Here is a 26,278-nt window from a genome sequence, read left to right as displayed (position 1 = left end):
GCCACTCCGACCGCTGCCCGGGGTAATCCGTAGTTGGCGCCGTCTTGGCGGCGGCCGCCCTACTTGAAGCTTGCGCCAACCAGCCCGCGGGTTGCGGCCACCAGCTTCATGGGATCACTTGAACCGGCAGGCGGAATATAGACAGCCATCGACTCAGCGAAACTCAGGACCATTCCGGTGGTGGTCTCCTTGCCGCCGGCAAGCGCGGCGGCGTCGTCACCGATGGTCAGTTTGTCGCCGGATGCCTTGGGCGTGCCGTCAAACCCGAAGTTGATGCGGCCCAGGACCAGTGCCCCGCCGTCGGCTGTGCGGAACACCACGGTGCTTTCGGGCACTACTTTGTGGGTGAAGGAAAAGTTGCCGTTCTCGCCTGACTTCACCACTTCAGCCTGGTAGGACAGGGTATCGGCGATGTACGGCGAGGATTCGCCTTCCACCAGCTTGTCCTTGAAGCTTGAATCTGCCGTGCTCAGGCGGTCGGCGAGACCGGCCAGGGCCTCCTCGCCGCTGTAAGCCAGGCCTGACTTGTCATTGGCCGCCAGCGTTTGGGTTCCGCCCCGGGCGATCGATGGGAATGTGGTTCCCGGCTGAAGCGGCGTGGTCTCCACCAGTTTGTAGTTCTCACGCGGCGACGGCTGGACCAGCGTCAGCAGCTGCGGAACAACGTTCCCCTCGCCCTGGGTGACAGCCATGACAGACCTCGGCCATGCGCGTCCGCTGGTCACCACAGTGGTGAGGAGCTTCGTCGAGCGCACCGGCATGCGGGCCTCGTACGATCCCACCTCTGACCGGATCTTGTAGTTCTGGGTGCGGACCTCCAGCTCAGTTCCAGCCACGCGGTCGGCAAGCTTGCTGGCGTCCTTGGCCGCATCTCCGGCATCGGTGGCACTTGATACCTGCTCCAGGATGCGCCGGAACTGGGAGTCAATGAGGACGGGTGACGCTGGGGCGGCGCCGGCAGCGGACTCCGTGGACGGAGCCGGGGCAGGCGTTGTGGTGGCGTTGGCCGCAGCACCCGTTCCGGCCAGAACCGCGGCCGTGACAGCGGCGGTGAGAATGCCGGTGGCGGTGGCTCCGCCGGGCGTCACCCTGGGCAGCCGTGCCGCAGCGCGGGCCTCAGCCTTGGCCCGTGCCCGCTTGGCGAAGAGGCTTCCCTGGCCGCTGCCGCCCCCGCTCTCACCGTTCGGCTTCCGCGCAGAGAGAACAGCCAGGGCAATACCGGCGAGGACCAGCAGTCCGCCAATAACCATCAGGGGAACGGCCCACGGCGTGGCCGTATCGTTCGGGAACGTCATGGAGATGGAAGACGGGGCGGGCTTTGTGCCGTCGGAGGCGAGCAACAGCGACCAGTCACCATCTGCGGGAGGAGTCCAGGAGTAGTCCAGTTCGCCGCTAGCATTTTCGCTGGAAACCCACAGATCGGACCCGGCGGGGCTGGGCGCAGTGGCTTCGCCGCCCGCGTGCTCCACCTGAAGCGACTTCTGGTCTTCGGAAACACCCGTGACGGTGTTATGGGCCGTCTGGCCCACCCACGCGTCCACATCATCCGGGCGGCCGGCCGCAAGGATGAAGTTGCCGTCACCCTTGATGTTGATTTTCACCGTCCCGCCATGGAGCGAACGGAGATTCTGGTCAATGACGGTCAGCGGCGCCTCGGCGGCGTCTGTGGGAGCCGAGGCCGTAAAGGTCTCGGACGGGGCCCAGATGGTCTTCTGGCCGATACCGGCCAGAAGTGTCAGGAGGCCGAGCAGCACGAGTGCGACTGCAGTCTTGAAACGCAAAGGAAACACCTATCATCAGCGGGGGTTTACCTTCAATAGTAACCAGTTTGTTACCAATAGCTCAGTTCAGGGCGGCAGAAGGCCCCGCTCGGGGCAACGGCTCGGGCGTCCCACCCTGCTGTTCACAAGGCTGCTGATAGTGTTTGCGATGATCATCACACCGGCCCGCAGCGACGGCGCCACGCACGGAACAGGCCCCAAAACGCAGTGACTGACAAGACGGAAGAGTTCCCAGCGGGACAGGAGAATCCAGCGTCCGCTGACCCCCTGCCGGCTAAGCCGGAGCGGCAGGCGAGGCCGGGGCGGGCCACGCGGGCAGGGTCCGCCGCAGCCGCTCTGGGATCTGTCCTGCGCCGCCTCCGCCAGCCGCTGCCCGGGGCACAGCCGCGGCTACGTTTTGAGATGCCGCCGGAATATTCGCAGCACGAAGCTGACACAGATGCCTCCGGCCAGCCGGCCGCGCCGTTCGGCAACCCGGGGCCCAGAATGTCCGCCCAGCACCCGCTCTATCTGGGGTTCATGGGCACAGTGGGCGTTGGACTGGCCCTCCTGTTGTACTGGATCGGCTCCAACAACACGCAGCTCCTGCTGTGGATCGTTGCGGCCCTCTTTATCGCCCTGGGACTGGATCCGGTGGTGCGGTGGCTGGAAGGCCGGAGGATTCCGCGCCCGGCCGGCATCCTTGTTGCCGTGACAGTGCTGATCACTGCAGTGACAGGTTTTTTTGCCACCCTGATCCCCACCATCGTGGAACAGGTCACCGAAATTGTGCAGCAGGCGCCAGTCTGGATTCGCGACTTCATCGACTCCGAGTTCTTCCGCAGCCTGGATGACCAGTTTGGCGTGCGCGACCGCATCAGCGAAGAGCTGAACAAGTTCGTCAACGATCCTGCGGCGATGAGCGGCATTTTCGGCGGGGTGCTGGGCTTCGGCTCTACCCTGGCCAACGGGCTGTTCGGTACCTTGATCGTCCTGGTGCTTAGCCTCTACTTCCTGGCGGCTCTGCCTGCCATGAAGAAGTGGGGCTACCGCCTGGCAGCCCGCTCACGGCGGGCCCGGGTGGAGGCACTCTCCGAGGAAATCACGCGCTCCGTGGGCAACTACGTGATCGGGCAAGCCTGCGTGGCACTGTTGAACGCTACGTTCGCATTCATCGTCATGACCATCCTGGGCATCCCGTTCGCCGTCCTGCTGGCGTTCGTGGTGGCCCTGCTTGCCTTCATTCCGCTGGTGGGAGGCCTGATCGCAGCTGTTGTGGTGCTCCTGGTCTCACTGACCGAAGGGTGGCAGACCGCGGCCGTCTACGCGGTCTGCTACTTCGCCTACCTGCAGTTTGAGGCCTATTTCATCTCGCCGCGCATCATGCAGAAGGCGGTTGCGGTGCCCGGTGCCGTGGCTGTCATCTCCGTCATTGCCGGCGGCAGCCTGCTGGGCGTCCTCGGCGCGCTGATCGCCATACCCACGGCCGCCGCCATCCTGCTGCTGGTCAAGGAGATCTATATTGTCCGCCAGGACAAACACTAGGCAGGACAGGCACTAGCCAACTGCTGTCGCTACCGGGCCGTCCCATTCCTGCGGAAGCCCGCCCGGACCGGCGCCGGCTTCGGTCACCTCATCCACAATCTCGTTGAGTGCCCGGCCGGCGTATTTCTCACCCACCCAAAGGTGTTTGGCGCCGTCGACCCCTGTAACGCGGGCCTGGGGCACCAGGCGGAAGCGTTCGGCCGCCGCCGCAGGGCGGAGGTAGTCATCGTGTTCGGGCACCAGCACCGCCAGCGGTTTGCCGCTCTCCGCCCATTGCCCCAGGTGGGCGTCAGTGGCCCGGTGCAGCGGGGGCGAGAGCAGGACGGCTCCTTCCACCTGGGAGGCCACAGGCTCCACCGCCCCGTACATCAGCGCCAGCTCCGTGCCGAAGGACCACCCCACCAGCCACCGGTTGGGCAGCCGCCGCTCTACTGCAAATCGGACGGCAGCCTCTACGTCGAACCGTTCGCCGATCCCTTCCTCAAAAGAGCCGTCGCTGGTTCCGCGGGGAGAGGCCGTTCCCCGGGTGTTGAACCTCAGCACGGCGATGCCGGCAAGGGCAGGAAGCCTGTAGGACGCCTTGCGGTACACGTGCGAATCCATAAATCCGCCGTGGGTGGGAAGCGGGTGCAGGGTAATGAGGGTGGCGCGGATCGATCCCGATTCCGGCAGCGCGAGCTCACCCACCAGCGTGTGACCGTCCTCTGTATGCAGTTCCACATTCTCGCGCCGGGCCGGAAGGACCGTGGAGGCACGGATGGGCGAAGGACCTGTGGGCTGGTTGAATTCGTACGACGCCGGATCAAAAGTCATGCCTGCCAGCTTAGCGACTTGCGCGGCACCGGATGGTCTTATCAGCGGTAGCGGTAACTCCGTGACATCCAGCAGTTGGTGTGCCAGTGGCGGCGATCCGCGAGTCCGGCGGCGGCACCGAACAGGTGGTCGTCCTTCCACACCACCAGGTGGGCAACGCCAGGCAGGACGGCCGTTGAGCAGCCGGGGCAGATGTACGTCTTTTCGGCGTTCTTGGCGGTCATGGTCCTGACCATCCATTCGCCGTCGGGAGCACTTTCGCGGCGGGCGATTCCTGCCCGCGCCCGTTCCAGGTCCAGCTCGGGTATTTCTCCGCCGCCTTTCTTACCTGCGCCCTTGCCTGCGGGTCCCCCACCTTTTCCGGATGTGAGACGGCGGGGACGGTTGGAACGCGGCATGCCTCCATTCTGCCCCAGCCCAGGCGGCCTGCGCGCCCGGAACCGGCCCGGCCAGGCCGTCCGGCGACCGGGCCGGTGGCGAGACGGTAGTCTGTACGGCGTGCGACTTGTCATAGCCAGATGTTCCGTTGATTACGTTGGCCGGCTCAAAGCCCATCTCCCCCTTGCCACCCGGCTCCTCCTGGTCAAGGCAGACGGCTCGGTGCTGGTCCATTCCGACGGCGGTTCCTACAAGCCGCTGAACTGGATGAGCCCGCCAGCCACCCTCCGTGTGTCCTCGCCCGAAGATGTTGACCTGGAGCTGGGGGTCACCGAGCAGTGGACCGTGCAGTCTGCCAAGACCGACGACCGCCTCATCATTAACATCCACGAGCAGATCCACGAGTCCGCCCACGACCTGGGGATCGACCCTGGCCTCATTAAGGACGGCGTGGAAGCGGACCTGCAGCGGCTGCTGGCAGAACAGATCGAAACCCTGGGCTCGGGCTTCTCACTGATCCGGCGTGAGTACTTCACTGCCATCGGCCCAGTGGATATCCTGGCCCACGACGCCGACGGGGCCACGGTGGCCATCGAACTCAAGCGCAGGGGCGATATCGACGGCGTCGAACAGCTGACCCGCTACCTTGAGCTGCTGAACAGGGATCCGCTGCTGGCGCCGGTCCGTGGGATTTTTGCGGCCCAGCAGATCAAACCACAGGCCAAAGTTTTGGCGGCCGACCGCGGAATCGACTGCATCACTCTGGATTACGATGCGATGCGCGGCGTGGACGACAGCGAATCCCGCCTGTTCTGACTCCGTCCTGGTCCGTTGAACCACCCCGGACCCGGCGCCATATGCCGCTGACGAGGGCGTTCACCCGCTTTTTACCCAAATTTTGTCGGATTGGCCGTTTAGACCGTTGACCTGACGGAACTGTCGTGAAATTCTTATATGAGTCTTTGTGTAGGTGTTTTTCATGCTCGCAAGACATGTTGCGAGCGCGAAGCTCCTGCAGCGCCGATTCCCCAGGAACCGGCAATCCAGGATTCTTCTCGCGGAGTGACCAAGTCCAGCACGAGGTGTGCTGGACTTAGACAAGTTCCATAATGAGGAGAAATAAATGGCACAGGGAACCGTCAAGTGGTTCAACGCTGAAAAGGGCTTCGGCTTCATCACCCCGGATGACTCCGATGGCGATGTCTTCGTTCACTACTCTGAGATCCAGACCGGTGGCTTCAAGACCCTCGACGAGAACCAGCGCGTTCAGTTCGAGATCGGTCAGGGCGCCAAGGGCCCCCAGGCTACCGGTGTAACGCTGGTCTAGTCCCTCGTGGGACGGCCGCACAAGCGGCCATCTGCGAAAAAGTGGTCCCCGGCATTCGTGCCGGGGACCACTTTTTGTCCTGCAGCTTTCTCCCCAGAGAGTAAAGCGACTATCCAACAGGTCGCCGGTAACAGGGCGTCGGATTGACCACCGATTTTGCGGAAGACTTTATCGGTCACAAATGTTTCAGTTCCTGAATTATCAGGATCCCGTTAGCTTACGAGTTCCCGCAGCAACCGGGCACCCTGCCGAAGCGAGAGCCCTGGCAGATAAGCCCGGGTGAGGGCCCTGCCGATCGCAGGCAGCTGCAGCGGATCCTGGTAATAGAGGTACAACGTGCGGTAATCAGGTCTGAAGCGTGACTTGAAGGCCGCCAGCGAGCGGAACCCATAGACCGGTTCCAATGCGTGGCCCACGACGTCGAGGATGCGCGCAAAGTTCTCGGCCGGCATGGGCTCGGGTGCCTCCCCCGCTTCCTGGTCGTTAACAGTGTCGGCGTCAGTGTCCCCAGGACGACGCGCCAGCGGCGATCCGGACAGGGAGATGAACTCCACCGATTTCCGAAGTTCCAGGACTGCGGAGGCGATCAGGAATTCCATCACCCCGGGAAATCCCTCAGCACCCCGGCGCATGACGTCCAGCGTACGGCTGACCAGCCTCCCGCCGTCGTACACGGGGAGCCAGCTGGTGACCCCGTGGACGATGCCGTCCCCGTCCACGGCGAGGCAGCACAACACCTCATCGTCCATCAGTTCATCTATGCCGCCCAGGGTAAAACCCATTTCCGGAACCGACTTGCCGGCCGCCCACTCTTCAGACACCTCGCTGAGCTGGGCACGAAGGCCGGCGGGCAACCCTTCGTAGGTCCCCCAGACTGCCTTCACTCCGGTCTTGGCCGCCCGATTCAGGGCGGTGCGCACGTTTTGCCATTCCTTACCCTTGAATTCGAGCTCCCTCACGGCAAGCCTCGTCTCCTGAGCTACCGCCACCCGGTGAAATCCCCGGTCCCGCAGAAGCGGCCACAGCCTGTCTTCGCATGAGTAGAACGCCGGAATGAGGGCATGGCCGCTGCAATAGGCCAGGAAACCCTCAGCCACGGCCGGATGGCCTTGCCTCGCGCCAAACGGGCCGGCCAGCGTCAGCGCCACGCTGCCGTGCTGCTGGTACGCCACAGCGCCGCGGCCATCCGGGCTGAACCAGTAGCGGTTGGGTTCCCAAAGTGCCATCCAGGACAGCGAATCGCCCCCTTGATGCAGGAGACTGCGCACCGCAGCCCTGTCGTTGCTGCCGGAATCGTGGCCGTGGTGCCGGCCCAGGAGGACCGACCAGACGCCCACCAGGGTGATGATCCAGAAGACCGGCCCGGAGTAGGCAAAGATGAACGATTCCAGGCTGTTGCGTTCCGCAAACACACGTTGATAAAGGTTGGGAATCGGTACCGGAAGGTATTGCCGGGACAGTTCCGCCAGCAGGCCGAGCAGCCCTCCATCCCGGGCCATTCCGCCGGCCCCGAGCCAGGCCAGCGTGTAGCTTCCCGTCAGGGCCAGCCAGACACCGCCAACCACGGCTGCCAGTTTCCTTCTGGCAGAAGGGGACGTCTCCACCCTGAACTGCCGCCGGTTGAGCCACAACAGGATTGTCAGCAGCAGCGGTACTGTCACCAGGGGCAGGATGTGGGCAAAACCCGACCCCATCGCCGCGGTGTGCGGCCGGGACGGATAATGCGGGATCAGTGCGAACAGGGCCAGGTAGACGGCTGCCAAGGCCGTGACCGCCAGCTGGAGGGTGAGGGCGATGCGCAGCGCCATCCGGCGGCCACGGCGCATTCCGTCGGCGCAGATGAGCAGCAGGACCACCGGCACGATGGCCAACGCAAGTCCGAAAGGTCCGGCGAAGCCCTGCCTCCCGGCCTCCAAACAGGAAGCCTCCACTGTGGCACCGCAGTTGAATTCAAGCTGGCCCAGTGTAGGCAACGGGTTCAGGACAACGTCGCGCAGCAGTGCAAGCGGACCGGTAGGTGTCCGGGCCACCGCCGTGAGGATGGGGCCAACCGCAAAGACGGCAACAGTCAGGGCAAGGAGGTTCCTGGTCTCACGGCCGGTGGAGCGGTGGCGGTGAGGCTGGCCGGATTCGGCCTGGATCCATCCACCGGCAGCGAGGCCAAGGAGTGCCCCCAGCAGGCCGATCACGGTCTCCGCGTGTCCGACGTAAAGAACCAGCAAGAGCGACACGGACAGCAGCACTGTCCGAAGCCTGCGCTGCCACAGGACCGGAAGCCTGCCGCTCGCCGCCAGGGAAACGGTCAGGACGGCTCCGTAGGGTCCGATCAGCGCACTGTCTGCCATGAGGCCCAGCCAGCCGTCCCCTGCATACCGGGCAAGCTGGGTGAGCAGCAGGAACACCGTGACGGAGGCAAACTGGCCGCCGAAGAACAACGCGGCAGCGGCCAGCGTTCCGAGTTTCCTCTCAGCCAGGCCCAGCAGCAGGAGGATCATCAGGGATGCCGTGAGGTAGGCCACGGGGTTGGTGGCAAAGAACAGCGACGTGAAGAGTGACCACCAGCTGCCGGACTTCAACCCCGGGCCGCTGACTCCGGCAACGTCCAGCATTGACTCCGGCGGCCCGCTGAGGAAGCTCCCGGTGATGGCACCCGTCAGGAGAAAGACAACCAGAACAGCCAAGGTGAACGGCACCGACGCGAGGCGGCCCATGATCCTCTTCCACGTGGGCCGTCCCACCGTCGCCCAAGCCAGGGCAGCCGTGCGGATGCCAGTGCCCGCGCTCATGGCTTCAGTCCCCAGCGTGCGGCCAGGAAGTCCAGCCCGCCTGCCATTCCCTTGGACGGTGTGGCCCAGGAGTGGCCGGCAGACTGCACCTGTTTGGCTTCGACGCTGAAGCCTGACTTTCGGGCAGCCTCGGCAAGCTTGTCCATGTAGCCCACAAACTCCGGATCACGCTCGCCGGCTGCAAAGTAGATCCCGCTGGAGTCGAACCTGGTCCGTTCCATCATGGACAGCGGCGTCTGGCGGTCGAAGGCCGCTGTGTCACCGGGGAACGAGGCGTCGATCGTCTTCTCCCTCTCCTTGGCCAGGGCCGGCTCGAGTTCGCTGGAGAACGCCAGCACCGAGCTGAAGATGTCCGGATGCCGGGTGCCCATCTGGAGGGCGCACGTCGCACCGAACGAGAACCCGCCCACAGCCCATTTCCGGTGGTTGGGATCAACGTCCAGTGTGGCGCTGATCCAGCGGGGAACGTCGTCGGACAGGTAGGTGTCAGCCTGCGCTATCCGGCTGTCCATGCAGAGGGTGTTCGCCGACTGGGAACCATTGGGATCCGCGACCACCACAACCGGCGCCACCCCGCCATGGGCCGCTGCGAAGCTGTCCATGTGGACACGCAGGGCCCCCCCGGTGAGCCAATCGGAGGGCCCGCCCGGCTGGCCGGAGAAAAGAAGCAGCACCGGAAGGGCGGGACGGTTAGCGGCAAAGTAGGCCGGTGGCAGATAGACGTAGGCCTCGCGGGTGGCCATCCCGGATGCCAGTCCGGGGATCGCCGCCTTGCGCAGGACGCCCTCGCCCGGAAGGTCCCCCTGCGGCCGCCATCCTTCGAGGAGCACAGGGGCCGCGGCCTCGGCCTGCCGCGTCAGTGCAGGTTCCAAGGTGGCTACCCGCGCGACGGCCGTGCCCATGACGTCGCTGACTGTGCGGTTGAGGCCGAAGTAGGCGTTGATCTGGACGGCAGAGAGCAGCAGCACCAAAAGGAACGCTGCGCATCCTGCGCTTCGCTGGCGCCACGAGCTTCGCGGCAGGCGGACCACCAGCAGAATCAGCGCGGAAACGGCCAGGACCGTCCAGATCAGGACCTCGACCGGAAGATCGTCGGGGAAGGTGGAAAAGACATCAATCAATGCCCAGTGCACCGCGGCAACAACTACGAGGCCGGCGACAAGGGAGAAAGTGAGGGCCTTCAGCCAACGGCGGGTACCGGAAGCGGGGGGACGCCACACGAGATAGAGTGCTGCGGCCGCGCCGAGGACGCACACGGTCCAGAAAACCGGGCCGTCTGTCAGGCGCACGTCGGCGACAAAATCCACGATGGCTAGCGCCAGGTGCCCACGCCGATGACCGGACCGGCCTCAAGCCAGGATGACAGCCCCGCGTAGGCATCGAACTTCATGGCCAGCCTCAGGTCGTGGCCTTCGTACCTCAGCTCCACGATCACGACGTCGGGCTGGACCTTGACTGCCTCAGCCTCGGTCGGCTTCCGGCGGCCCAGGAGTTCAAGGGAACTGCGCTTGAACCTGTGCTTGGGACGGACGCTCAGCGAGAGCAGCCGGAACCATTCAAGGTCGTTGTCCTGATAACGACAAACCCCCATCTGCCAGCTGTTTCCAGCCATGCAAATGGAGGCGTCCACCGTGCCCAGGGCGCGCCGTAAATTGAAGCGGCGCACCCCGGAAAGACACAGTGCAAAGATCAGCAATCCAAAAACGACTGCCATGGCGATGAACGGAAGACTCGGAGCGTCCATCAAGGTCGTGCTAGCGGATCCCAGCAGTAGCCGCGTCACCCAACTGGGCGTTGTCAGCAACAATAACCACGCGGTTGTTGTCGACGGAGAAGAATCCGCCGTCAACAACTACGGCAATGCGGTCACCGGAAACCGGCTGAATCGCCAGTTCACCTTCGGCCAGGATCGCCAGCAGGGGCGCGTGGCCGGGCAGGATTCCGATTTCACCATCGCTGGTGCGGGCCTTGACCATCTTGGCCGCTCCGGACCACACGAAATGGTCCGCTGCGACAATCTCAACCTCAAGCTCAGCCATATTACTTGGTCTGTTCCTGGATCTTGGCCCACTGGCGCTCAACGTCATCCAGGCCGCCGACGTTGAAGAACGCCTGCTCTGCAATGTGGTCAAGCTCGCCGTCGCAGATGGCGGTGAAGCCTTCCACGGTATCCTTGATGGAAACCGTGGAGCCCTCGACGCCGGTGAACTGCTTGGCGGTGTAGGTATTCTGCGACAGGAACTGCTGGATGCGGCGTGCACGGGACACGACGATCTTGTCCTCTTCCGAGAGCTCGTCAACGCCGAGGATGGCGATGATGTCCTGGAGTTCCTTGTTCTTCTGCAGGATCTGCTTAACACGGACAGCCGTGTTGTAGTGGTCCTTGCCGATGTACTGGGGATCCAGGATTCGGGAGGTGGAGGTCAGCGGATCCACGGCCGGGTACAGGCCACGCGATGCGATTTCACGGGAGAGCTCCGTGGTGGCATCGAGGTGGGCGAACGTGGTGGCCGGAGCCGGGTCGGTGTAGTCATCCGCGGGAACGTAGATGGCCTGCATCGAGGTGATGGAGTGGCCCTTGGTGGACGTGATGCGCTCCTGGAGGAGACCCATCTCGTCTGCAAGGTTGGGCTGGTAGCCCACAGCCGACGGCATGCGGCCGAGGAGGGTGGAGACCTCGGAGCCTGCCTGCGTGAAGCGGAAGATGTTGTCGATGAACAGCAGCACGTCCTGGTTCTGCACATCGCGGAAGTACTCCGCCATGGTCAGGGCAGACAGTGCCACGCGCAGGCGCGTTCCCGGCGGTTCATCCATCTGGCCGAATACAAGGGCGGTGTCCTTGAGGACGCCGGCCTCTTCCATTTCGACCCAGAGGTCGTTACCTTCACGGGTACGCTCGCCAACACCGGCGAATACCGATGTACCACCGAAGTTGCGGGCAACACGGGTGATCATTTCCTGGATCAGAACGGTCTTGCCGACACCGGCACCGCCGAAGAGGCCAATCTTTCCACCCTTGATGTAGGGGGTGAGAAGGTCGATGACCTTGATGCCGGTCTCCAGCATCTCGGTGGAGCCCTCAAGCGTCGCGAAGGCGGGAGCCTTGCGGTGGATCGGCCAGCGTTCGCTGATGTCCAGTTCAGATTCGGCAACGTCGAGCGGCTGTCCGAGGACGTTGAAGATGTGGCCCTTGACGCCGTCGCCTACGGGCACGGAGATCGGGGAACCGCTGTCCACCACGGACGTGCCACGGACAAGTCCGTCAGTGGCCTGCAGGGCGATGGCGCGAACGAGGTTGTCGCCCAGGTGCTGGGAGGTCTCGAACGTGATGGTCTTGGTCTCACCGTTGAGAGTAATCTCGGTGGTGAGTGCGTTGTAAATCGACGGGATTGCGTCAGCCGGGAATTCGACGTCGACAACCGGGCCAATAACACGTGCGATACGGCCGGTGGCACCGGACGTTGCGGCTACGTGTTCGGTAGCAGTGGCAGTCATCTCTCTCACTTCACTCAGTAGATGGCGTGGGGTTAAGTTTATCTGTTGTGGTGCAGGTCCAGCTGGAACCGAGGCGCAACAGGCTAGGACGCGAGAGCGTCTGCGCCGGCAACGATTTCGGAAAGCTCCTGCGTAATTTCAGCCTGGCGGGCGGTGTTGCGCAGACGCGTGTACTTCTTGATGAGGTCCGTCGCGTTATCGCCTGCGGACTTCATCGCCCGCTGGCGCGCAGCGAGCTCGGAAGCTGCTGCCTGCAACATGGCTGCGAAGATACGGGATTCGATATAGCGCGGCAGCAAGGCATCAAGGACCTGCTCCGTTTCCGGCTCGAACTCGTACAGCGGCAAGAGCTCCGATTCCGAAGCGGCCTGCTCTTCAACTACTTCAAGCGGGAGGAGACGGATGACCGTCGGCTCCTGCGTGACCATGGATTTGAAGCGGGTGTAGACGACGTGGATCTCGTCCACGCCACCCTCTTCGAACTCCGTTGCGAACTCGGCCAGCAGTGTTTCGCCGACTTCACGCGCAGTCTCGAACTCAGGTGCGTCCGTGCCCCCGGTCCAGACCCGTTCATACTGCCGGTTCCGGAATTCGAAGTACGCCTGCGCCTTGCGGCCGACGAGGTAGGTCTTGACTTCCTTGCCTTCAGCGTGGAGCAGCTCATTGAGACCTTCCGCCTGCTTGAGCACACTGGCCGAATAAGAACCTGCCAGGCCACGGTCCGAGGTGATTACCAGGACTGCGGCACGGCGGATCTGCTCCGGCTCAGTGGTCAGCGGGTGGTCGATTTCGCTTTGGCTGGCGACAGCAGAAACGGCGCGTGTGATCGCGTTCGCGTAAGGCAGTGAAGCTGCTACGCGCGCACGGGCCTTGCCGATGCGCGAGGTAGCGATCAGTTCCATCGCCTTGAAGATCTTGCGCATCGACGTGGTCGAGCTGATCTTCTGGCGGTAGACCCGGATCTGGGCTCCCATACTTATCCTTTCCTAAGATTCCGTTGATCGGGGGTGCCGGACCGCTCGGGCCCGGCACCCCCGCCCAGCGAAACTAGCGCTTCTGCTTGACGATTTTTTCCTGGTCAACGTCAGCCCCGGAGATAGCGTCGTGCTCCTCGTGGCCGGCTCCTACCAGGTGGTTGTCACCCTCGCCGAAGAAACCCTTTTTGAAGTCCACGATGGCAGTCTTCAGTGCTTCTGCGGTGTCGTCTTCCATCTTGTTGGTCTGGGCCAGCGTGGTGAGGATAGATGACTTGTGCTTGAGGTGTTCCAGGAACTCGGTCTCGAAACGGTTGATGTCCTCAACCGGAACGTCGTCCAGGTGTCCGTTGGTGCCGGCCCAGATGGACACAACCTGGTCCTCGACCGGGAACGGTGAGTACTGGCCCTGCTTGAGCAGTTCCATCAGGCGGGCGCCACGGGTCAGCTGCTGGCGGGAGGCGGCATCCAGGTCCGAGGCAAACATGGCGAAGGCCTGCATGTCGCGGTACTGGGCCAGATCCAGCTTCAACGTGCCGGAGACCTTCTTCATGGACTTGACCTGGGCAGCACCACCGACGCGGGACACGGAGACACCCACGTCAACAGCGGGACGCTGGTTGGCGTTGAAGAGGTCGGACTGGAGGAAGATCTGGCCATCGGTGATCGAGATCACGTTGGTCGGAATGTAGGCGGAGACGTCGTTCGCCTTGGTTTCAACGATCGGCAGGCCGGTCATTGAGCCCGCGCCGAGCTCGTCGGAGAGCTTGGCACAGCGTTCGAGCAGGCGGGAGTGCAAGTAGAAGACGTCGCCCGGGTAGGCTTCGCGTCCCGGCGGGCGACGCAGCAGCAGTGACACTGCACGGTATGCCTCGGCCTGCTTGGACAGGTCATCAAAGATCACCAGCACGTGCTTGCCGCCGTACATCCAGTGCTGGCCAATGGCCGAGCCGGCGTAGGGCGCCAGGTACTTAAAGCCTGCGGGGTCGGAAGCCGGAGACGCCACGATGGTGGTGTACTCCAGTGCTCCGTGGTCCTCCAGGGTCTGGCGGACGGCCGCAATGGTGGAAGCCTTCTGGCCAACACCGACGTAGACGCAGCGCACCTGCTTGGAGACATCTCCTGAAGCCCAGTTGGCCTTCTGGTTGATGATGGTGTCCACGGCAATGGCGGTCTTGCCCGTCTGGCGGTCGCCGATGATCAGCTGACGCTGGCCGCGGCCGATCGGGATCATGGCGTCGATGGCCTTGAGTCCGGTCTGCATCGGTTCGTGGACCGATTTGCGCTGGGTCACGCCGGGAGCCTGAAGCTCCAGCGCACGGGTGGTCTCGGCCTTGATTTCGCCGAGGTCGTCGATCGGCTGTCCCAGCGGGTCAACAACGCGTCCGAGGAACGCGTCGCCTACCGGCACGGACAGGATTTCGCCGGTGCGGTGTACTTCCTGGCCTTCTTCGATTCCGGTGAAGTCGCCGAGGATGATGACGCCGATTTCGCGGACGTCGAGGTTCTGGGCCAGGCCCAGTGTGCCGTCTTCAAAGCGAAGCAGCTCGTTCGCCATGACCGAGGGAAGGCCCTCAACACGGGCGATACCGTCACTCGCGGCGGTTACGCGGCCAACCTCTACGCGCTCTGCGTTTCCGGGTTCGTAGGACGCCGCGAACTCGTTCAACGCATTACGGACGTCGTCGGCGTTGATGGTCAATTCGGCCATCTGCAGTCCCTGCTCTCCTGTTTTCGTGATCATCGTTGCTCACGATGACCGGGGTTTCTATCAGTTAAGTTGTGCTTGTCCGGCTAACCGGCCAGTTGGCGGTGAAGCTGGCCCAGACGGGAGACAACAGAAGCGTCAAGCACTTCGTCACCCACCTGGACACGGATTCCACCGATCAGTGCAGGGTCAACATTGATGTTGACCTTGAGCTCGCGCCCGTACAGGGCGTTGAGCCCCGCCTGGAGGCGGCTTGCCTGCGTCTCCGTCAAGGGACGGGTCACGCTGACTGTTGCGATCCAGCGCTGCTGCCGCTTAGCTGCCAGCTCGGCGAACCGGGCCACCAGCCTGGTGGGCCTGATGCCCCGGGGCTGTGACGCTGCCTGGCCGATGAGGACCTTGGCTTCGTCACTCGCGCCGGGAACCAGCTTCTCAGCCAGCGTGATCTTTGCTGCAGCACTGGCCTGCGGTTCAGACAGAGCACGTTGTGCCTCATGGCTGGAGGCAACGGTCTGGTTGAAGGAGAACAGATCGTTCTCCAGCTCTTCCAGTCCAGAGATTCCGGAGGCAGAAACGGCCGACTTGTTTTCAGCAACGGCAATAACGACCGTTGCGGCAAGAGTCTCGAGTGCATCGCCGATGTCTCGGGCCGATGCCCAGCGTGAACTGGCCAGTCCGCCCGCGATTTCCGCAGCATCAGCGGAGACTTTCCCGCCAACCAACTGCTTGACCAGCGCCGACTTTTCGTCACCGCTGCGGGACGGGTCAGTCAGGGCGCGGCGCAAGCCAGCCGAGCTGTCCACCGTTCCCAGGATTCCGAAGAGTTCCTTAGCCAACTGCAGCGAGGCCGTCGGAAGCTTGGCTTCCAATGCGGTCAGGGCCGTGGTCAGCGATTCGCTCGATACACCTGCCATTATTTAGCTGCACCTGCGTTCTGGGACTCCAGATCTGCCAGGAAGCGGTCAACCACGCGGGCCGAACGCTCGTCATCGTTGAGCGCTTCGCCAACGATGCGGCCTGCCAGCGTGGTGGCCAGTGTGCCGACCTCAGAACGCAGGGACACTACTGCCGCCTGGCGCTCAGACTCGATCTGCACGTGTGCCTGGGCAGTGATTCGGGCGGACTCTGCAGCCGCCTTCTCCTTCAGATCGGCAAGGATCTGAGCGCCTTCTGCACGTGCTTCCTCGCGGATGCGGTTGGCCTCTGCGCGGGCATCAGTCAGCTGCTGCTTGTATTCCTCGAGGGCAGCGGAAGCTTCTGCCTGGGCCTTTTCAGCCTTGGCAATGCCGCCTTCAATAGCCTCGGCACGCTCTGCGAAAGTCTTCTCGAACATCGGGACAATAAACTTGACCACGATGAACATGAGGAGAGCAAAGCCGGCGAGGACGACGCCCATTTCCCAGACGTTGGGAACCAGAGGGTTAGTACCCTCCGTGGCGGCTGAGATGATCAGCTGATTCATAATTCACCCGTCCTTATCTACTCGGTTCTGGATGTTCGCTTGGTTCTGAAGTTTCAGACTAGAGAACGAAAGCGAAGACCAGGCCGAGGATGGCGAGAGCTTCAGTCAGCGCGAGGCCGAGGAATGCGATCGGCTGGAGCACGCGCTGTGCTTCCGGCTGACGTGCCACGCCGTTGATGTAAGCGGCGAACACGAGACCAACACCGATACCACCTCCGATTGCGGACAGACCGTAACCTACGAGGTTGAGATTGCCTTCCATTTTTTTCCTTTCAAGATGCCATCTGTGTGGCAGGTTGTTTGGTTTGCTTCATCCCCGAGGGGAAGTTTGTGGGTGCCTAGTGGCTGTCCGCGTGCAGGGCGCCTTCAATATAGATGGCTGTAAGCAGCGTGAACACGTAAGCCTGCAACGCCATGATCAGCGCTTCGAGCATGTACATGGCAATCGCGCCGCCGAGCACCAGGACCGAGGTGCCCTTGAGGAGCACATTCTCCTGCATGATGAGGTACTCGATGCCGGAACCGGCGATCATCACGATCAGGTGGCCGGCCAGCATCGTCGCGAACAGACGGAGGCTGTGCGTAACGGGGCGGACCAGGAAGTTGGAGATGATCTCGATCGGAATGACGATCGGGAGGATGTAGAACGGTACCCCGGACGGCACGGTGGCCAGCTTGAAGTATTTGATGCCGTTCTTCTTGATGCCAATGGCAATCCAGGTGACGTACACGATGCCCGCGAGGACATAGGCACCGCCAACATGCGAGAAACTCGGAAGCTGGAGTACGGGGATGGCGCCGTAAATGTTGTTCACCAGGATAAAGAAGAAGAGGCTGAACAACAGCGGGACGTACTTCATAAAGTCTTTGCCGCCGATAATGTCCTTGGCGATGCTGTTACGCACAAAGCCATAAGCCATTTCACCAGCGAACTGGAGCTTGCCGGGGACAAGCTGCTGCTTCCGTGCAGCTAGCAGAAAGAATGCGGCGATAATGACGACCGACAGGATTACCAGCAGCATCTGCTTGGAGAATCCGTCTGCCGCCCCCCACGGCAGGATTGCCGGCAGGTGCATTTGTTCAATTCCAGGAGGCGTAAAAGGTCCTGAATCTTGGGCCGGGAGCGCAAGCGCGATCAACGCGTTTCCTCTCTGCAGTGTCCATCATTGGGCGTTGGTCGGGGACCCGCGGATTTGCGTTCCGCTGTTCCCCGTGTGAAATTATTTGGCATTAGTGTTTCCGTCCGCGGACGGGCCGCTGTCCGCGCCGCTCTTACCGGCTGTGTTTCTGTGACTGGTAAGACCGTGCATGTGGGAAAGATAAAATCCTCCGGCAGCTCCAAGCAGAGCGCCTGCGAGCACGATCCAGCGGGTTCCCCACAGATAATCCAGACCCCACCCTATCAAACTCCAGACGATGATTCCGCCAATAATGTAGCTGAAGACGGCCATCCCGGCGTTGTATCCGCCGTCGCTGTTGTCCGCCGAAACCCCCGGTGCGGAACCGGTTGCTGAGGGCTTGCCGGCACCCGTCCTGCCGTTTCGTTTCCGGTCAGCCATGGTGCGGTTCCTTGGTCTCGGGGTCGTTGTAGATCTGCAGCCTCGCCTTGCTGAACCCGTAGACCTCAGCGACCTGCCAGAGAACTACCGTGGCAACGGCGCCGATCACGAACCAACGGCCATGAAGCCACGCGGGTGCCCCGACAACAAAGAGGACCACCGCGAAACCCACAACCTTCACGAAGTAGGTGGCGACGAAGAGACCAATCGCGCCGGACGGATTATTGCGTCCCATGAAGTGGCCGACCAGGAGGCTGATCGCGAAGAACAGCATCACCAGCAGGCCGCCAAAGGTACTGGATAGGACACCGTTGGCCCCATCAAGGACCAGCGCCGGAACACCGGCCAGGACGATCGCCCCGGCGCCCGCGACTGAGCTGAGCAGCAGGAGGCGGAGCCACAATGACCTGGTGGGACCGGAGACGCCAACGGATCCGTTGCCGGACGGGGGTCCGGAGTCGGCGTTGGAGGTCATAGGATCCCAATCGTCGCGGGTTTGGTGTTGACAGGAATGCGGCGATAAGCCGCACCTGAATTCTACACGAGATAGAAGATGGCTAGACCACCGGGGCCCGGGTGACTTTCATACGGCGCCGGAAACGCCGGATCAGGGCGGGGGAAGCCACGTACAGGCCCAACACGGCAAGGCTTCCGGCAACGCAGAGCGCCACAGTGGGCAGGGGGGCTGTGGCGGCGATGAAGCCAAGGACAATGACGGCGACGGTGCAAAGCGTGACCACGGCAGCGGATTGCAGGTGTGAGAATCCGACGTCGGTGAGCCGCTGGTAGACGTGCTCGCGATGGGACGCGTACCAACGCTCCCCCGCTTTGATCCTGCGCAGCAGCGTGAAGCCCGTGTCCGCGACATAGACCAGGATCGGTGAAAGGACGTATTCAACATAGACGCCGCTCAGGAAGCCGGCCACGGCAAGCGCCGCAACCGAGGCGCCGAGGAGATAACTGCCCACGTCGCCCAGGAACACCGTGCCACGGCCGAGGTTCCATGGCAGGAAGCCAAGGAAGGCCATCGCCAGCACCGCTCCGCCGGCGGTGAGCCAGGGTTGCCCGGCCAGTACTCCTGCCACCGCATAGGCGGCGCCTGCGGTGACACCGTGCAAGCCGGAGATCCCGTTGATGCCATCCATGAAGTTGGCAATGTTGACGTAGGCAGCGATGGCCAGGGCCGCCAGCGGCAACCACCAGAAGGACTGCGCGGTCAGCACCAGCAGCGCTGCGGAGCCCGCGGCGCCGATCCCCAGTTGGGCGGCGGCACGGCCACGGATGGAAAGGCCCCGGAGATCCTCGATCCAGCCTACGGCGGCACTCGCGGCGATGATCCCGAGGACCACGCCGAAGACGGAACGGTCTACCGTGACGGCACCGAGGAATACTGCGGCCAGATAGCCGACGGCGGTGGCCAGGGCGGCGGCCACGCCCATGCCGCGGATGGTCGTCTTGCCATGGGAGGAGCGGGCCGACGGAACGTCGACGACTCCCATCCGGACCAGCCACGGCTTGACGGCCAGGGGAAGCAGAAGGCTGGCGAGCAGGGTGATCCCGGCCGCGAGGGCAAGCGGCATCATGACGCCACCCTGATGTCGCCGGATTCATCAGCCTCGTCGTCGGGGATGTCCGCGATGTAGGAGGCGCCCTGTTCGGCTTCGCAGCGGGCGAGCCAGACGTCGAGGTCCAGCTTGGCCGGATCCTGCTCGGAGGCCCTGGTGTGGGCGATCTTCGGGTGCAATGGCCGCTGATCCAGCTCGCCGTTGCCCACGAGCTCCTCGTGCAGCTTCTCCCCCGGCCGCAGCCCGGTATAGATGATCTCCACCTGCTTGCCGGACATGGCGATCATGCGCTGGGCCACGTCCAGGATCCTCACCGGCTCGCCCATGTCCAGGATCAGGACTTCGCCGCCTGTGCCGATCGCTCCGGCCTGGATTACCAGTTGGCAGGCTTCGGGAATCGTCATAAAGAAGCGTGTGACGTCGGGATCCGTGACAGTGACAGGTCCGCCGACGCGGATCTGCTCGGTGAAGAGAGGCAGCATCGAGCCGCGGCTTCCCATTACGTTGCCGAAGCGGACGGAGACAAACTTGCGGCCGGTCTGCCCGGCCATCCAGGCGGTCAGCTTTTCGGCCACGCGCTTGGAGTGGCCGAGGGCTGTTGTGGGGTTGGCGGCCTTATCGGTGGAAATGTTGACAAAGTGTGAAACCTCCGCCCCTTCCGCCGCCCGAAGGACATTGAGCGTGCCGCAGACGTTGGTTTTCCAGGCCTCGACGGGATATTGCTGGAGCAACGGTGCGTGCTTCAGAGCAGCCGCGTGGAAGACAACCTCGGGGCGGCGGTCCGTGAAGATGTCCCGCAGGGCTGCCCCGTCGCGGATGTTGGCAAGGACCGTGTCGCGGCCGGCGAGCAGTCCGCGGCCGGTGATGGAAATCTGGGTTTGCTGCAGGCCGGTTTCGTCGTGATCGAGCATGATCAGTTCCGCAGGTGAGAACTGGACGATCTGGCGGCAGAGTTCGGAGCCGATGGATCCGCCAGCGCCGGTGACCAGCACCCGCTTGCCTTTGATGTAGCCGGCAATTTCATCGACCTTGATGTCCACTGGCCGGCGGCCGATCAGGTCTTCGACCGCGACGTCACGGAAATCGGAGAACCCGTCGGGGGCACCGCTGCCGAGCATGTCCCTCAATGGGGGAAGCACCAGCACCCTGACGTTCAGGCCGGCAACGGCGTCGGAGATCCGGCGCACGACGGACGCCTCCACATGGGCGAAGGCCAGCACCAGGACGGTTGCGCGGGTCCGGCGGATGATGGCCGGGAGATCGTCTCCCCGGCCGAGGACCTGCACTCCGGTCAGCCTCAGGTGCTTCTTGGAGGGGTCATCGTCGATCAGGCCCACGGGGACGTAAGGCGAATCAGGGTCCTGCATCATCCGGGTCAGGAGCGAATTACCGAGGAAGCCTGCCCCGTAGATCAGGGTGTTCTGGGCGCCGTCTCCGGGCCGGAACTTGCCCTCGACGTAGAGCCGCTTGACGTAGCGGGCGGCGCCCATGAACAGGCAGGCGAAGGGAAAGGCGATGAGGCCGACGCTGCGGCCGATTCCGATCTCTTCGTAGAGCACCAGCAGGCTCACGGTGATCGAGGCTGCGACAATCACGGTTACAAAGACAAGGGCCCTGGCTTCCTGGAAACTGCCGAAGGGGTGCCTGCCCCGGTACAGGGCGAGGGCGTAGCCGGCCACCGCCTGGACAACCACGGCAATTCCGGCGATGGCCATGGCACCGACCAACTGGTCTGCGCGGATTCCCAGTTCATAGCGCAGCAGCAGCGCGAGGGCGATCGCCACGACCCAGGACACGGAGTCGAAGAACAGTTGGATCCAGATCCAGAGGAGGGGCTTCTCGTCCCGTACTGCGGCGGGTTCGCGCGCTTCAGATTTCGTAGTCAACAGAGATTGCAACCGACTTCCACTACCACGGCGGCCATGCGCCTGTTTCAAGAAATACCCCGGGGCGCAACTGTCGGACAGCACCGGGTCCTAAAACGATACTAATCGCAATCGACCCGGTTCCCCGTTTCGGTGGCCGCAGGTGGACTCGTATTCTGCCTTTTATCCCCGTCCGGTGAGCCGCTAGGCGGTGTCCCGGCCTGCCTGCGCAGGCACCGGCGGCATCGGCTCCCAGCCTTGGTCGGCGAGGATGGCGCGCGATTCCCGCCAGCCGCGCCATAAGGCACCGAACCCCTTCGGGGTGCGTTCAACCAGTGCGAGGCGAAAGATTTCCTTCAGGAACGTCAGGGCAGTCCCTGTGCCGAAGCCGATCCGGTTAAACTTTCCGTGCGCCCGAAGATACTGCGCCACGTGGCCACGGTTCCGCATGACGTAGCGGCGACTCAGGTCGCTGGAGTCGTTGAGGTGCCGCAGGCCGAGGTCCACCTGGCGCTGGGCGCGGACTTTTTGGATGACGAAGGCGTTGACGTAGACAACCGGCGTCCTTTGCGCGGCGAGCCAGCCGTAGATGACGTCATCCCAGGTGATAAAGAATCGTGGATCCGGCAGCCCGATAGACCGGGCCAGTGGAGCCTTGATGAGCATTCCTTCGAAGTTGCCCACGTTGGTCCGGAACACATCGGAATGCTTGAAGACGCCGTGGGAGACGGGGAGGAAGATTCCGAGTGCCTCGACAAAATGGTGCTGCCAGAAGAACGGGTTGCCGTTGGCGTCGTAGCGGCGTCCGATAATGCAGGAGTAGTCGGGCGTGAAGCGGTCCAGTTCATCCACCGCCCCCGGAAGCACCTCCACATCGTCGTCCATCAGCCACAGCCATCCGGCGCCGGCTTCGAGAGCAAGCTCCACGCCGCGGGAGAACCCGCCGGAGCCGCCCAGGTTCTCCGGCAGCCGTTCGTAACGGATGGGCAGGTCGCCGGCGGAAATGGCCCGGGAGGCGACGTCGGCAGTGTGGTCGCTGCTGGCGTTGTCCACCACGATGATCCCTTCGGGGCGCATGTCCAGGCGGCCTAAGGAATCCAGCAGATTCTCCAGGAAGTCGGCACGGTTGTAGGTGACGACGACGACGAACAGGTTCTCCACGGCGGCCTAGCTGGCGCTGGACATCAGTTGCGCGGGCGAGCCGAAGCCCTTGCCGCGGAAACCAGCGGAGTAGGCGCCGAACCACTGCGCCAGTCCCTTCAAGTCACCGGTCTTCAAGAAGTAGTACGGGAACCCGACGATGTCAGCGCCGAACCAGCGCAGATTGCGGTACTTCCGGGTGAGGTAACCCCGGTTGCGGAAGTAGCAGTAACGCTTGAACTCGCCCTCCGGGACAACGGGGGTGATGAACCCGCCGAACACGGATTTCATCTCCGTCCAGGTGGCTGGGTGCTGCACGGCCACGGTGGCGAGCGTTCCGTACTTGAGGCCAGCTTTCTTGACCCGGGAGAGGAAATCGACTTCGTCACCACGGATGAAGAACTTCACGTCCGGGATTCCGATTTTATAGAAGACTTCGGTGCGGATCAGGGCGCCGTTGAAGAAGTGCACCATGTCCGGGAGGTAGCCCATGGGCGCCAGCCTGGATCGGTCGTTGGTCAGGAGGCCGTTGATCCGGAAGTTGAAGGAGAGCCGGTTGGGATCTGCAGTGGCGGCCACGAGAGGGCTCACGATATCGAGGCGGTGCTCTTCTGCGGTCTTGAGGAGTTCCGCGAGGCAGCTGCCGTCCTCGGGATGGCCGTCGTCGTCCATCAGCCAGATCCATTCGGCTCCGCTGGCCATCGCGGCCATGATGGCGTAGGCGAAGCCGCCGGCACCGCCGAGATTGGCTTCGGAGCGCAGATAGTTGATGTTGTCCCCGCCGGCGCTCACTACCTCCGTAGCAGGCACGGTCCCCGAGTCCACAAGTGCGATGGAGTGGATGGGCGCCGTCTGGGCCGCCAGCCCGCTGAGGAGCAGGGCCAGTTCCTCATGGCGGTCAAAGGTTACTGCCGCGACGGCGACTTTGGGCTGCATGTCAGTTCCTTGGTGAATCGTCGACGGCGGTTGTGCCGTTATTTTCAGCGGTGGGCGTTTCAGCGGTGGTGTCATCAGCGGGAACTTCCGCCGCCGGTTCCTCGGCCATCGGGACTTCGCCCAGGCCGAGGACACCGGGAACATGCTCACGCAACTGCTCCAGCGTCACTGCGCCGTTGCGGACAACCCGCAGGCGGGGGCCGGTGGCATCCACGATCGTGGAGGGCACGGCGTCCGTTCCTGCGACCGGACGGAAGCCGCCCTCTAAGTAGACCTCCACCGATTCAGCGAGCTGCGAGCGGGCCTCCACCGCGGTCTGCGCAGGCGCCTGGCCGGTCCGGTTGGCCGACGAGACTGCCAGCGGCCCGGTCAGGGTGAGCAGCTCCTGGGCTATCTCGTCCGCCGGCATGCGCAGGGCCACCGTTCCCTTGGTCTCGCCGAGGTCCCAGTCCAAGGAGGGCTGGGCGTGCAGGATGAGGGTCAGCCCACCGGGCCAGAAGGCTTCGGCCAGCCTCCGGGCATCCGCGGAAACGTCAGTGGCCAGCCCGTCCAGGGCGTTAAGCCGCGGGATGAGCACGGGCGGCGGCATGGTGCGGCTGCGTCCCTTGGAGACCAGCAGCATGGTGACGGCCTGGGGTGAGAAAGCGTCCGCAGCGATCCCGTACACCGTGTCGGTCGGGAACACCACGCACTTCTTTTCGCTGATGGCACGCTGGGCATGTTCCAGTCCCAGGGCGCGCTGATCGTCGGAGGTGCAGTCGTAGGTTGTGGTCACTGGCCTATTCTTTCATCACTCGCGGTCCGGACCGGCACGCCCGTCGCTGGTGGCGCGGTCCGGACCGGCACGCCCGTCGCTGGTGGCGCGTTCCCTGCCGTTGAGATCGAGGTGCGTGCTGATCCCGGTCAGACACCGGCCCGATTCATCATGGCGGCGATATACGGGTCGCGGGATGAGTCCCCTTGGCCCGACGGCCAGCTCCGGGTGCCGGTAGTGTCCAAGCGATAGGATGAGCTCCGAACACCGGTGGTTTAGCTTAACCCGGCTACTTCCCGCGCGAGGGCAGCGCCCCGTTCCATGGCGCTGCCCTCCGGACGTAAAGATCTAAGGATGCATTGGCGTGAAATGTGCAGTAGTAGGTGCCAGCGGTTTCGTCGGCAGCGCCGTCGTTGCGCGGCTGTCCGCTGACGGGCTGGAAGTTGTCCGGGTCAGTGCGCCTCGCCTGGCCTGGTCCGGTGCGGACTCGGCGGACATTTTGTTGCAGACGGAACTGCTGCCCGTTGCCGATCTGCTGGCCCATGCGATTGCCGGCGCGGACGTAGTGGTCAATGCCGCTGGCCTCGCGTCTCCCGATGCAGGCGGCGAAACCTCTCTCTTGGGGGCCAACGCCCTCCTGCCCGCCGTCATTGCCCGAGCCTGCGAACGTGCCGGGGTGCGCCGCCTGGTCCACATCAGCAGTGCCGCGGTCCAGGGCAGGCGGCAGCGCCTGGACGAGTCCGCCAGTGTTGAACCCTTCTCGTCGTATTCACGTTCCAAGGCCTTGGGCGAGGAAGCGCTCCGGGTGCGGCAGCCGGACCCGGCAGCACGGCTGGATATCGTCATCCTGCGCGCCACCTCGGTGCAGGGTCCGGGGCGGGCCACCACGCGGAAGCTCCAACGCATTGCGGCGTCCGTGCTCTCAAGCGTGGCCGGCCCGGGCCAGCGGCCCACTCCGGTGACCTCCGTCCTGGGTCTTGCCGAGCTGGTGTCGGCGCTCGCAACCTTTCCCGGGACGGTGTCGACGACGGTGCTGCAGCCCGCGGAGGGGCTCACCACGTCCGAGGTCCTTGAACTGGCGGGGGGCCGCCCGCCACGCCACCTTCCCGAATGGCTCTGCCGGGGCGCCCTGGGTCTCGGTTTTGGGTTGTCCCGGCTTGCGGGCAGCCGCTTCCACGGGGCTCTAAGGCGCCTGGAGGTGATGTGGTTCGGTCAGGACCAGGTGCTTGGCTGGGCCGCCGCCCACGGTGTCGCTGTCCGCGGCAACGTCCGGGAAGTGCTTACCCGCCGCTGATCGTCGGAGGTGCAGTCATAGGTTTGTAACTGGCCTAGTCTTTCATCACTCGTGGTCCGGAGCGTCAAGCAGGGCGCTGGTGGCGCGTTCCTTGCCGTTGAGATCCAGGTGTGTGGTGATCCCGGTCCAAACACCGGCCCGCCTCATCATGGCGGCGATCCACGTGGCCTGGACCTCGGCGTGTTCCATCACGAAGTAGCCCCCGGGTACAAGCAGCCGCGCAGCCGAGCCTGCCGCCGCCGTCGGAAGTTCCATGCCGTCCGCTCCCCCGCCGTACAACGCCTCGGGCGGATCGTGCAGGGCCACTTCGGCTTCGTTCGGGACGGCTTCCGCCGGGATGTACGGCGGGTTGGAAACTACGACGTCGAACATTCCGTTGAGTTCCGGAAGTGCATTCCGCAGGTCCCCGAGCACCAGATGGACGCCCAGGGGCGCCAGATTCTTCCCTGCCCAGGCGTGGGCAAACGGGCTGAACTCCACGGCGTGGACTTCGGCGCCGGGCACCTCATGGGCGATTGAACCCGCAATTGCCCCGGAGCCGGTGCCCAGATCGACAATCCTGGGGTGGGCCATCCCTTTGACATGGTCGATGACCAGTTGGACGACGGATTCGGTTTCAGGGCGCGGGATAAAGACGCCGGGCCCCACGGCAAGCTCCAGATACCGGAAATGCGCAACTCCGGTGATGTGCTGCAGCGGAATCCGTTGAGCTCTTTCGGCCACGAGTTCGGCATAACCTTCCGGCGCCGCCGCATCCCCTAGCATCATGGCGCGCAGCCGGCCCAGGCCCACACCCAGCAGATGCTCCGCCAGCAGTTCCGCATCGACGCGCGGGCTGGGAACTCCGGCGTCCTTGAGGATGGCCGTGGCCTCGCTGACGGCAGCCGCTAGGGACTGTCCCGACCTGATTGTCATGG

The 26,278-nt window shown here is 63.7% G+C and carries 26 protein-coding genes; 4 read left to right on the top strand and 22 right to left on the bottom strand.

The genetic code is table 11. The annotated features are described in order from the left end of the window. Nucleotides 1-59: 59 nt before the first annotated feature. Nucleotides 60-1,781 carry a hypothetical protein gene (locus QFZ30_RS06260; RefSeq protein ID WP_307074484.1) on the bottom strand — a complete coding sequence of 574 codons (1,722 nt, stop codon included), beginning with the start codon at nt 1,779-1,781 and terminating at the stop codon, nt 60-62. Nucleotides 1,782-1,988: 207 nt separating this feature from the next. Here QFZ30_RS06260 and QFZ30_RS06255 point away from each other — a divergent pair, with 207 nt between their 5' ends. Next, the gene (locus QFZ30_RS06255; RefSeq protein WP_373462817.1) at nt 1,989-3,305 is read left to right on the top strand and encodes an AI-2E family transporter; all 1,317 of its coding nucleotides are present in this window, start codon (nt 1,989-1,991) and stop codon (nt 3,303-3,305) included. 12 nt (nt 3,306-3,317) lie between these two features. On the opposite strand, the gene QFZ30_RS06250 is transcribed toward QFZ30_RS06255, so the two are convergent. Together QFZ30_RS06250 and QFZ30_RS06245 are read right to left on the bottom strand one after the other, a co-directional pair. After that, on the bottom strand, nt 3,318-4,118 hold the full coding sequence (locus QFZ30_RS06250) for an alpha/beta hydrolase (RefSeq protein WP_307074482.1): 801 nt from the start codon (nt 4,116-4,118) through the stop codon (nt 3,318-3,320). A gap of 41 nt (nt 4,119-4,159) precedes the next feature. Beyond that, entirely contained in the window at nt 4,160-4,516 is a 357-nt protein-coding gene (locus tag QFZ30_RS06245) for an ATP/GTP-binding protein (protein ID WP_307074480.1), read from the bottom strand. A gap of 100 nt (nt 4,517-4,616) precedes the next feature. On the opposite strand from QFZ30_RS06245, the gene nucS reads away from it, so the two are divergent. Both nucS and QFZ30_RS06235 read left to right on the top strand, forming a co-directional pair. Further along, a complete protein-coding gene (nucS, locus tag QFZ30_RS06240; RefSeq protein WP_307074478.1) occupies nt 4,617-5,312 on the top strand; it encodes an endonuclease NucS in 696 nt (231 codons plus the stop codon). Nucleotides 5,313-5,619: 307 nt separating this feature from the next. Next, the gene (locus QFZ30_RS06235; RefSeq protein WP_011692441.1) at nt 5,620-5,823 is read left to right on the top strand and encodes a cold-shock protein; all 204 of its coding nucleotides are present in this window, start codon (nt 5,620-5,622) and stop codon (nt 5,821-5,823) included. A 212-nt stretch (nt 5,824-6,035) separates the two neighbouring features. Here the strand turns inward: QFZ30_RS06235 and QFZ30_RS06230 are convergent, their stop codons facing one another. The 18 genes from QFZ30_RS06230 to QFZ30_RS06145 all read right to left on the bottom strand — a co-directional run bounded on the left by QFZ30_RS06230 (nt 6,036) and on the right by QFZ30_RS06145 (nt 24,088). Further along, nucleotides 6,036-8,609, bottom strand: a complete 2,574-nt coding sequence (locus QFZ30_RS06230) for a bifunctional lysylphosphatidylglycerol flippase/synthetase MprF (protein WP_307074475.1) — start codon at nt 8,607-8,609, stop codon at nt 6,036-6,038. Then, nucleotides 8,606-9,916, bottom strand: a complete 1,311-nt coding sequence (locus QFZ30_RS06225) for an alpha/beta hydrolase (protein ID WP_307074473.1) — start codon at nt 9,914-9,916, stop codon at nt 8,606-8,608. The genes QFZ30_RS06230 and QFZ30_RS06225 overlap by 4 nt, the downstream gene beginning before the upstream one ends. A gap of 5 nt (nt 9,917-9,921) precedes the next feature. Next, on the bottom strand, nt 9,922-10,353 hold the full coding sequence (locus tag QFZ30_RS06220) for a DUF2550 domain-containing protein (RefSeq protein WP_307074471.1): 432 nt from the start codon (nt 10,351-10,353) through the stop codon (nt 9,922-9,924). A gap of 10 nt (nt 10,354-10,363) precedes the next feature. Further along, on the bottom strand, nt 10,364-10,648 hold the full coding sequence (locus tag QFZ30_RS06215; protein ID WP_307074469.1) for a F0F1 ATP synthase subunit epsilon: 285 nt from the start codon (nt 10,646-10,648) through the stop codon (nt 10,364-10,366). Between the two features lies 1 nt (nt 10,649). Continuing rightward, the gene (gene atpD, locus QFZ30_RS06210; protein WP_307074466.1) at nt 10,650-12,104 is read right to left on the bottom strand and encodes a F0F1 ATP synthase subunit beta; all 1,455 of its coding nucleotides are present in this window, start codon (nt 12,102-12,104) and stop codon (nt 10,650-10,652) included. A gap of 83 nt (nt 12,105-12,187) precedes the next feature. Then, nucleotides 12,188-13,078: a F0F1 ATP synthase subunit gamma gene (locus QFZ30_RS06205; protein ID WP_307074464.1), complete on the bottom strand. Its 891-nt coding sequence runs from the start codon at nt 13,076-13,078 to the stop codon at nt 12,188-12,190. Between the two features lie 73 nt (nt 13,079-13,151). Next, nucleotides 13,152-14,789, bottom strand: coding sequence for a F0F1 ATP synthase subunit alpha (atpA, locus tag QFZ30_RS06200; protein ID WP_307080083.1), 1,638 nt, complete (start codon nt 14,787-14,789; stop codon nt 13,152-13,154). Nucleotides 14,790-14,872: 83 nt separating this feature from the next. After that, entirely contained in the window at nt 14,873-15,700 is an 828-nt protein-coding gene (locus tag QFZ30_RS06195; protein ID WP_307074463.1) for a F0F1 ATP synthase subunit delta, read from the bottom strand. Then, a complete protein-coding gene (locus QFZ30_RS06190; protein WP_307074461.1) occupies nt 15,700-16,248 on the bottom strand; it encodes a F0F1 ATP synthase subunit B in 549 nt (182 codons plus the stop codon). Before QFZ30_RS06190 ends, QFZ30_RS06195 begins: the two co-directional genes overlap by 1 nt. A gap of 58 nt (nt 16,249-16,306) precedes the next feature. Continuing rightward, nucleotides 16,307-16,510, bottom strand: a complete 204-nt coding sequence (gene atpE / locus QFZ30_RS06185; RefSeq protein WP_009356484.1) for an ATP synthase F0 subunit C — start codon at nt 16,508-16,510, stop codon at nt 16,307-16,309. 76 nt (nt 16,511-16,586) lie between these two features. Further along, a complete protein-coding gene (gene atpB / locus QFZ30_RS06180; protein ID WP_307074459.1) occupies nt 16,587-17,387 on the bottom strand; it encodes a F0F1 ATP synthase subunit A in 801 nt (266 codons plus the stop codon). Between the two features lie 81 nt (nt 17,388-17,468). Then, the gene (locus QFZ30_RS06175) at nt 17,469-17,807 is read right to left on the bottom strand and encodes a hypothetical protein (protein ID WP_307074458.1); all 339 of its coding nucleotides are present in this window, start codon (nt 17,805-17,807) and stop codon (nt 17,469-17,471) included. Next, complete coding sequence (locus tag QFZ30_RS06170; protein ID WP_307074456.1) at nt 17,800-18,282, bottom strand: hypothetical protein; 483 nt, start codon at nt 18,280-18,282, stop codon at nt 17,800-17,802. Before QFZ30_RS06170 ends, QFZ30_RS06175 begins: the two co-directional genes overlap by 8 nt. Nucleotides 18,283-18,364: 82 nt before the next feature. Continuing rightward, nucleotides 18,365-19,390, bottom strand: a complete 1,026-nt coding sequence (locus tag QFZ30_RS06165; RefSeq protein ID WP_307074454.1) for an MraY family glycosyltransferase — start codon at nt 19,388-19,390, stop codon at nt 18,365-18,367. Further along, nucleotides 19,387-21,258, bottom strand: coding sequence for a nucleoside-diphosphate sugar epimerase/dehydratase (locus QFZ30_RS06160; RefSeq protein WP_307074453.1), 1,872 nt, complete (start codon nt 21,256-21,258; stop codon nt 19,387-19,389). The genes QFZ30_RS06165 and QFZ30_RS06160 overlap by 4 nt, the downstream gene beginning before the upstream one ends. Before the next feature lie 183 nt (nt 21,259-21,441). Beyond that, a complete protein-coding gene (locus QFZ30_RS06155; RefSeq protein WP_307074451.1) occupies nt 21,442-22,398 on the bottom strand; it encodes a glycosyltransferase in 957 nt (318 codons plus the stop codon). 6 nt (nt 22,399-22,404) lie between these two features. Next, nucleotides 22,405-23,313 carry a glycosyltransferase gene (locus QFZ30_RS06150; protein WP_307074449.1) on the bottom strand — a complete coding sequence of 303 codons (909 nt, stop codon included), beginning with the start codon at nt 23,311-23,313 and terminating at the stop codon, nt 22,405-22,407. A 1-nt stretch (nt 23,314) separates the two neighbouring features. Then, nucleotides 23,315-24,088: an L-threonylcarbamoyladenylate synthase gene (locus tag QFZ30_RS06145; RefSeq protein WP_307074447.1), complete on the bottom strand. Its 774-nt coding sequence runs from the start codon at nt 24,086-24,088 to the stop codon at nt 23,315-23,317. A 343-nt stretch (nt 24,089-24,431) separates the two neighbouring features. Here QFZ30_RS06145 and QFZ30_RS06140 point away from each other — a divergent pair, with 343 nt between their 5' ends. After that, the gene (locus QFZ30_RS06140; RefSeq protein WP_307074445.1) at nt 24,432-25,361 is read left to right on the top strand and encodes an NAD-dependent epimerase/dehydratase family protein; all 930 of its coding nucleotides are present in this window, start codon (nt 24,432-24,434) and stop codon (nt 25,359-25,361) included. A 45-nt stretch (nt 25,362-25,406) separates the two neighbouring features. Here QFZ30_RS06140 and prmC read toward each other — a convergent pair whose 3' ends face one another. Further along, a complete protein-coding gene (gene prmC / locus QFZ30_RS06135; RefSeq protein WP_307074443.1) occupies nt 25,407-26,276 on the bottom strand; it encodes a peptide chain release factor N(5)-glutamine methyltransferase in 870 nt (289 codons plus the stop codon). Between the last annotated feature and the right edge of the window lie 2 nt (nt 26,277-26,278).

The organism is Arthrobacter pascens (assembly GCF_030815585.1).
Taxonomy (GTDB): Bacteria; Actinomycetota; Actinomycetes; order Actinomycetales; family Micrococcaceae; genus Arthrobacter; species Arthrobacter pascens_A.
The sequence above is the reverse complement of the archived record's forward strand: the minus strand, read 5'-3'. Positions and strand labels throughout refer to the sequence as shown.

Bases quoted from the DNA above. Each gene is read 5' to 3' on its own strand.
- QFZ30_RS06250 (WP_307074482.1), bottom strand. From the start codon at position 4,118: ATGACTTTTGATCCGGCGTCGTACGAATTCAACCAGCCCACAGGTCCT.
- QFZ30_RS06245 (WP_307074480.1), bottom strand. From the start codon at position 4,516: ATGCCGCGTTCCAACCGTCCCCGCCGTCTCACATCCGGAAAAGGTGGG.
- QFZ30_RS06235 (WP_011692441.1), top strand. From the start codon at position 5,620: ATGGCACAGGGAACCGTCAAGTGGTTCAACGCTGAAAAGGGCTTCGGC.
- QFZ30_RS06230 (WP_307074475.1), bottom strand. From the start codon at position 8,609: ATGAGCGCGGGCACTGGCATCCGCACGGCTGCCCTGGCTTGGGCGACG.
- QFZ30_RS06220 (WP_307074471.1), bottom strand. From the start codon at position 10,353: ATGGACGCTCCGAGTCTTCCGTTCATCGCCATGGCAGTCGTTTTTGGA.
- QFZ30_RS06215 (WP_307074469.1), bottom strand. From the start codon at position 10,648: ATGGCTGAGCTTGAGGTTGAGATTGTCGCAGCGGACCATTTCGTGTGG.
- atpD (WP_307074466.1), bottom strand. From the start codon at position 12,104: ATGACTGCCACTGCTACCGAACACGTAGCCGCAACGTCCGGTGCCACC.
- QFZ30_RS06205 (WP_307074464.1), bottom strand. From the start codon at position 13,078: ATGGGAGCCCAGATCCGGGTCTACCGCCAGAAGATCAGCTCGACCACG.
- atpA (WP_307080083.1), bottom strand. From the start codon at position 14,789: ATGGCCGAATTGACCATCAACGCCGACGACGTCCGTAATGCGTTGAAC.
- QFZ30_RS06195 (WP_307074463.1), bottom strand. From the start codon at position 15,700: ATGGCAGGTGTATCGAGCGAATCGCTGACCACGGCCCTGACCGCATTG.
- QFZ30_RS06190 (WP_307074461.1), bottom strand. From the start codon at position 16,248: ATGAATCAGCTGATCATCTCAGCCGCCACGGAGGGTACTAACCCTCTG.
- atpE (WP_009356484.1), bottom strand. From the start codon at position 16,510: ATGGAAGGCAATCTCAACCTCGTAGGTTACGGTCTGTCCGCAATCGGA.
- QFZ30_RS06175 (WP_307074458.1), bottom strand. From the start codon at position 17,807: ATGGCTGACCGGAAACGAAACGGCAGGACGGGTGCCGGCAAGCCCTCA.
- QFZ30_RS06170 (WP_307074456.1), bottom strand. From the start codon at position 18,282: ATGACCTCCAACGCCGACTCCGGACCCCCGTCCGGCAACGGATCCGTT.
- QFZ30_RS06165 (WP_307074454.1), bottom strand. From the start codon at position 19,390: ATGATGCCGCTTGCCCTCGCGGCCGGGATCACCCTGCTCGCCAGCCTT.
- QFZ30_RS06150 (WP_307074449.1), bottom strand. From the start codon at position 23,313: ATGCAGCCCAAAGTCGCCGTCGCGGCAGTAACCTTTGACCGCCATGAG.
- prmC (WP_307074443.1), bottom strand. From the start codon at position 26,276: ATGACAATCAGGTCGGGACAGTCCCTAGCGGCTGCCGTCAGCGAGGCC.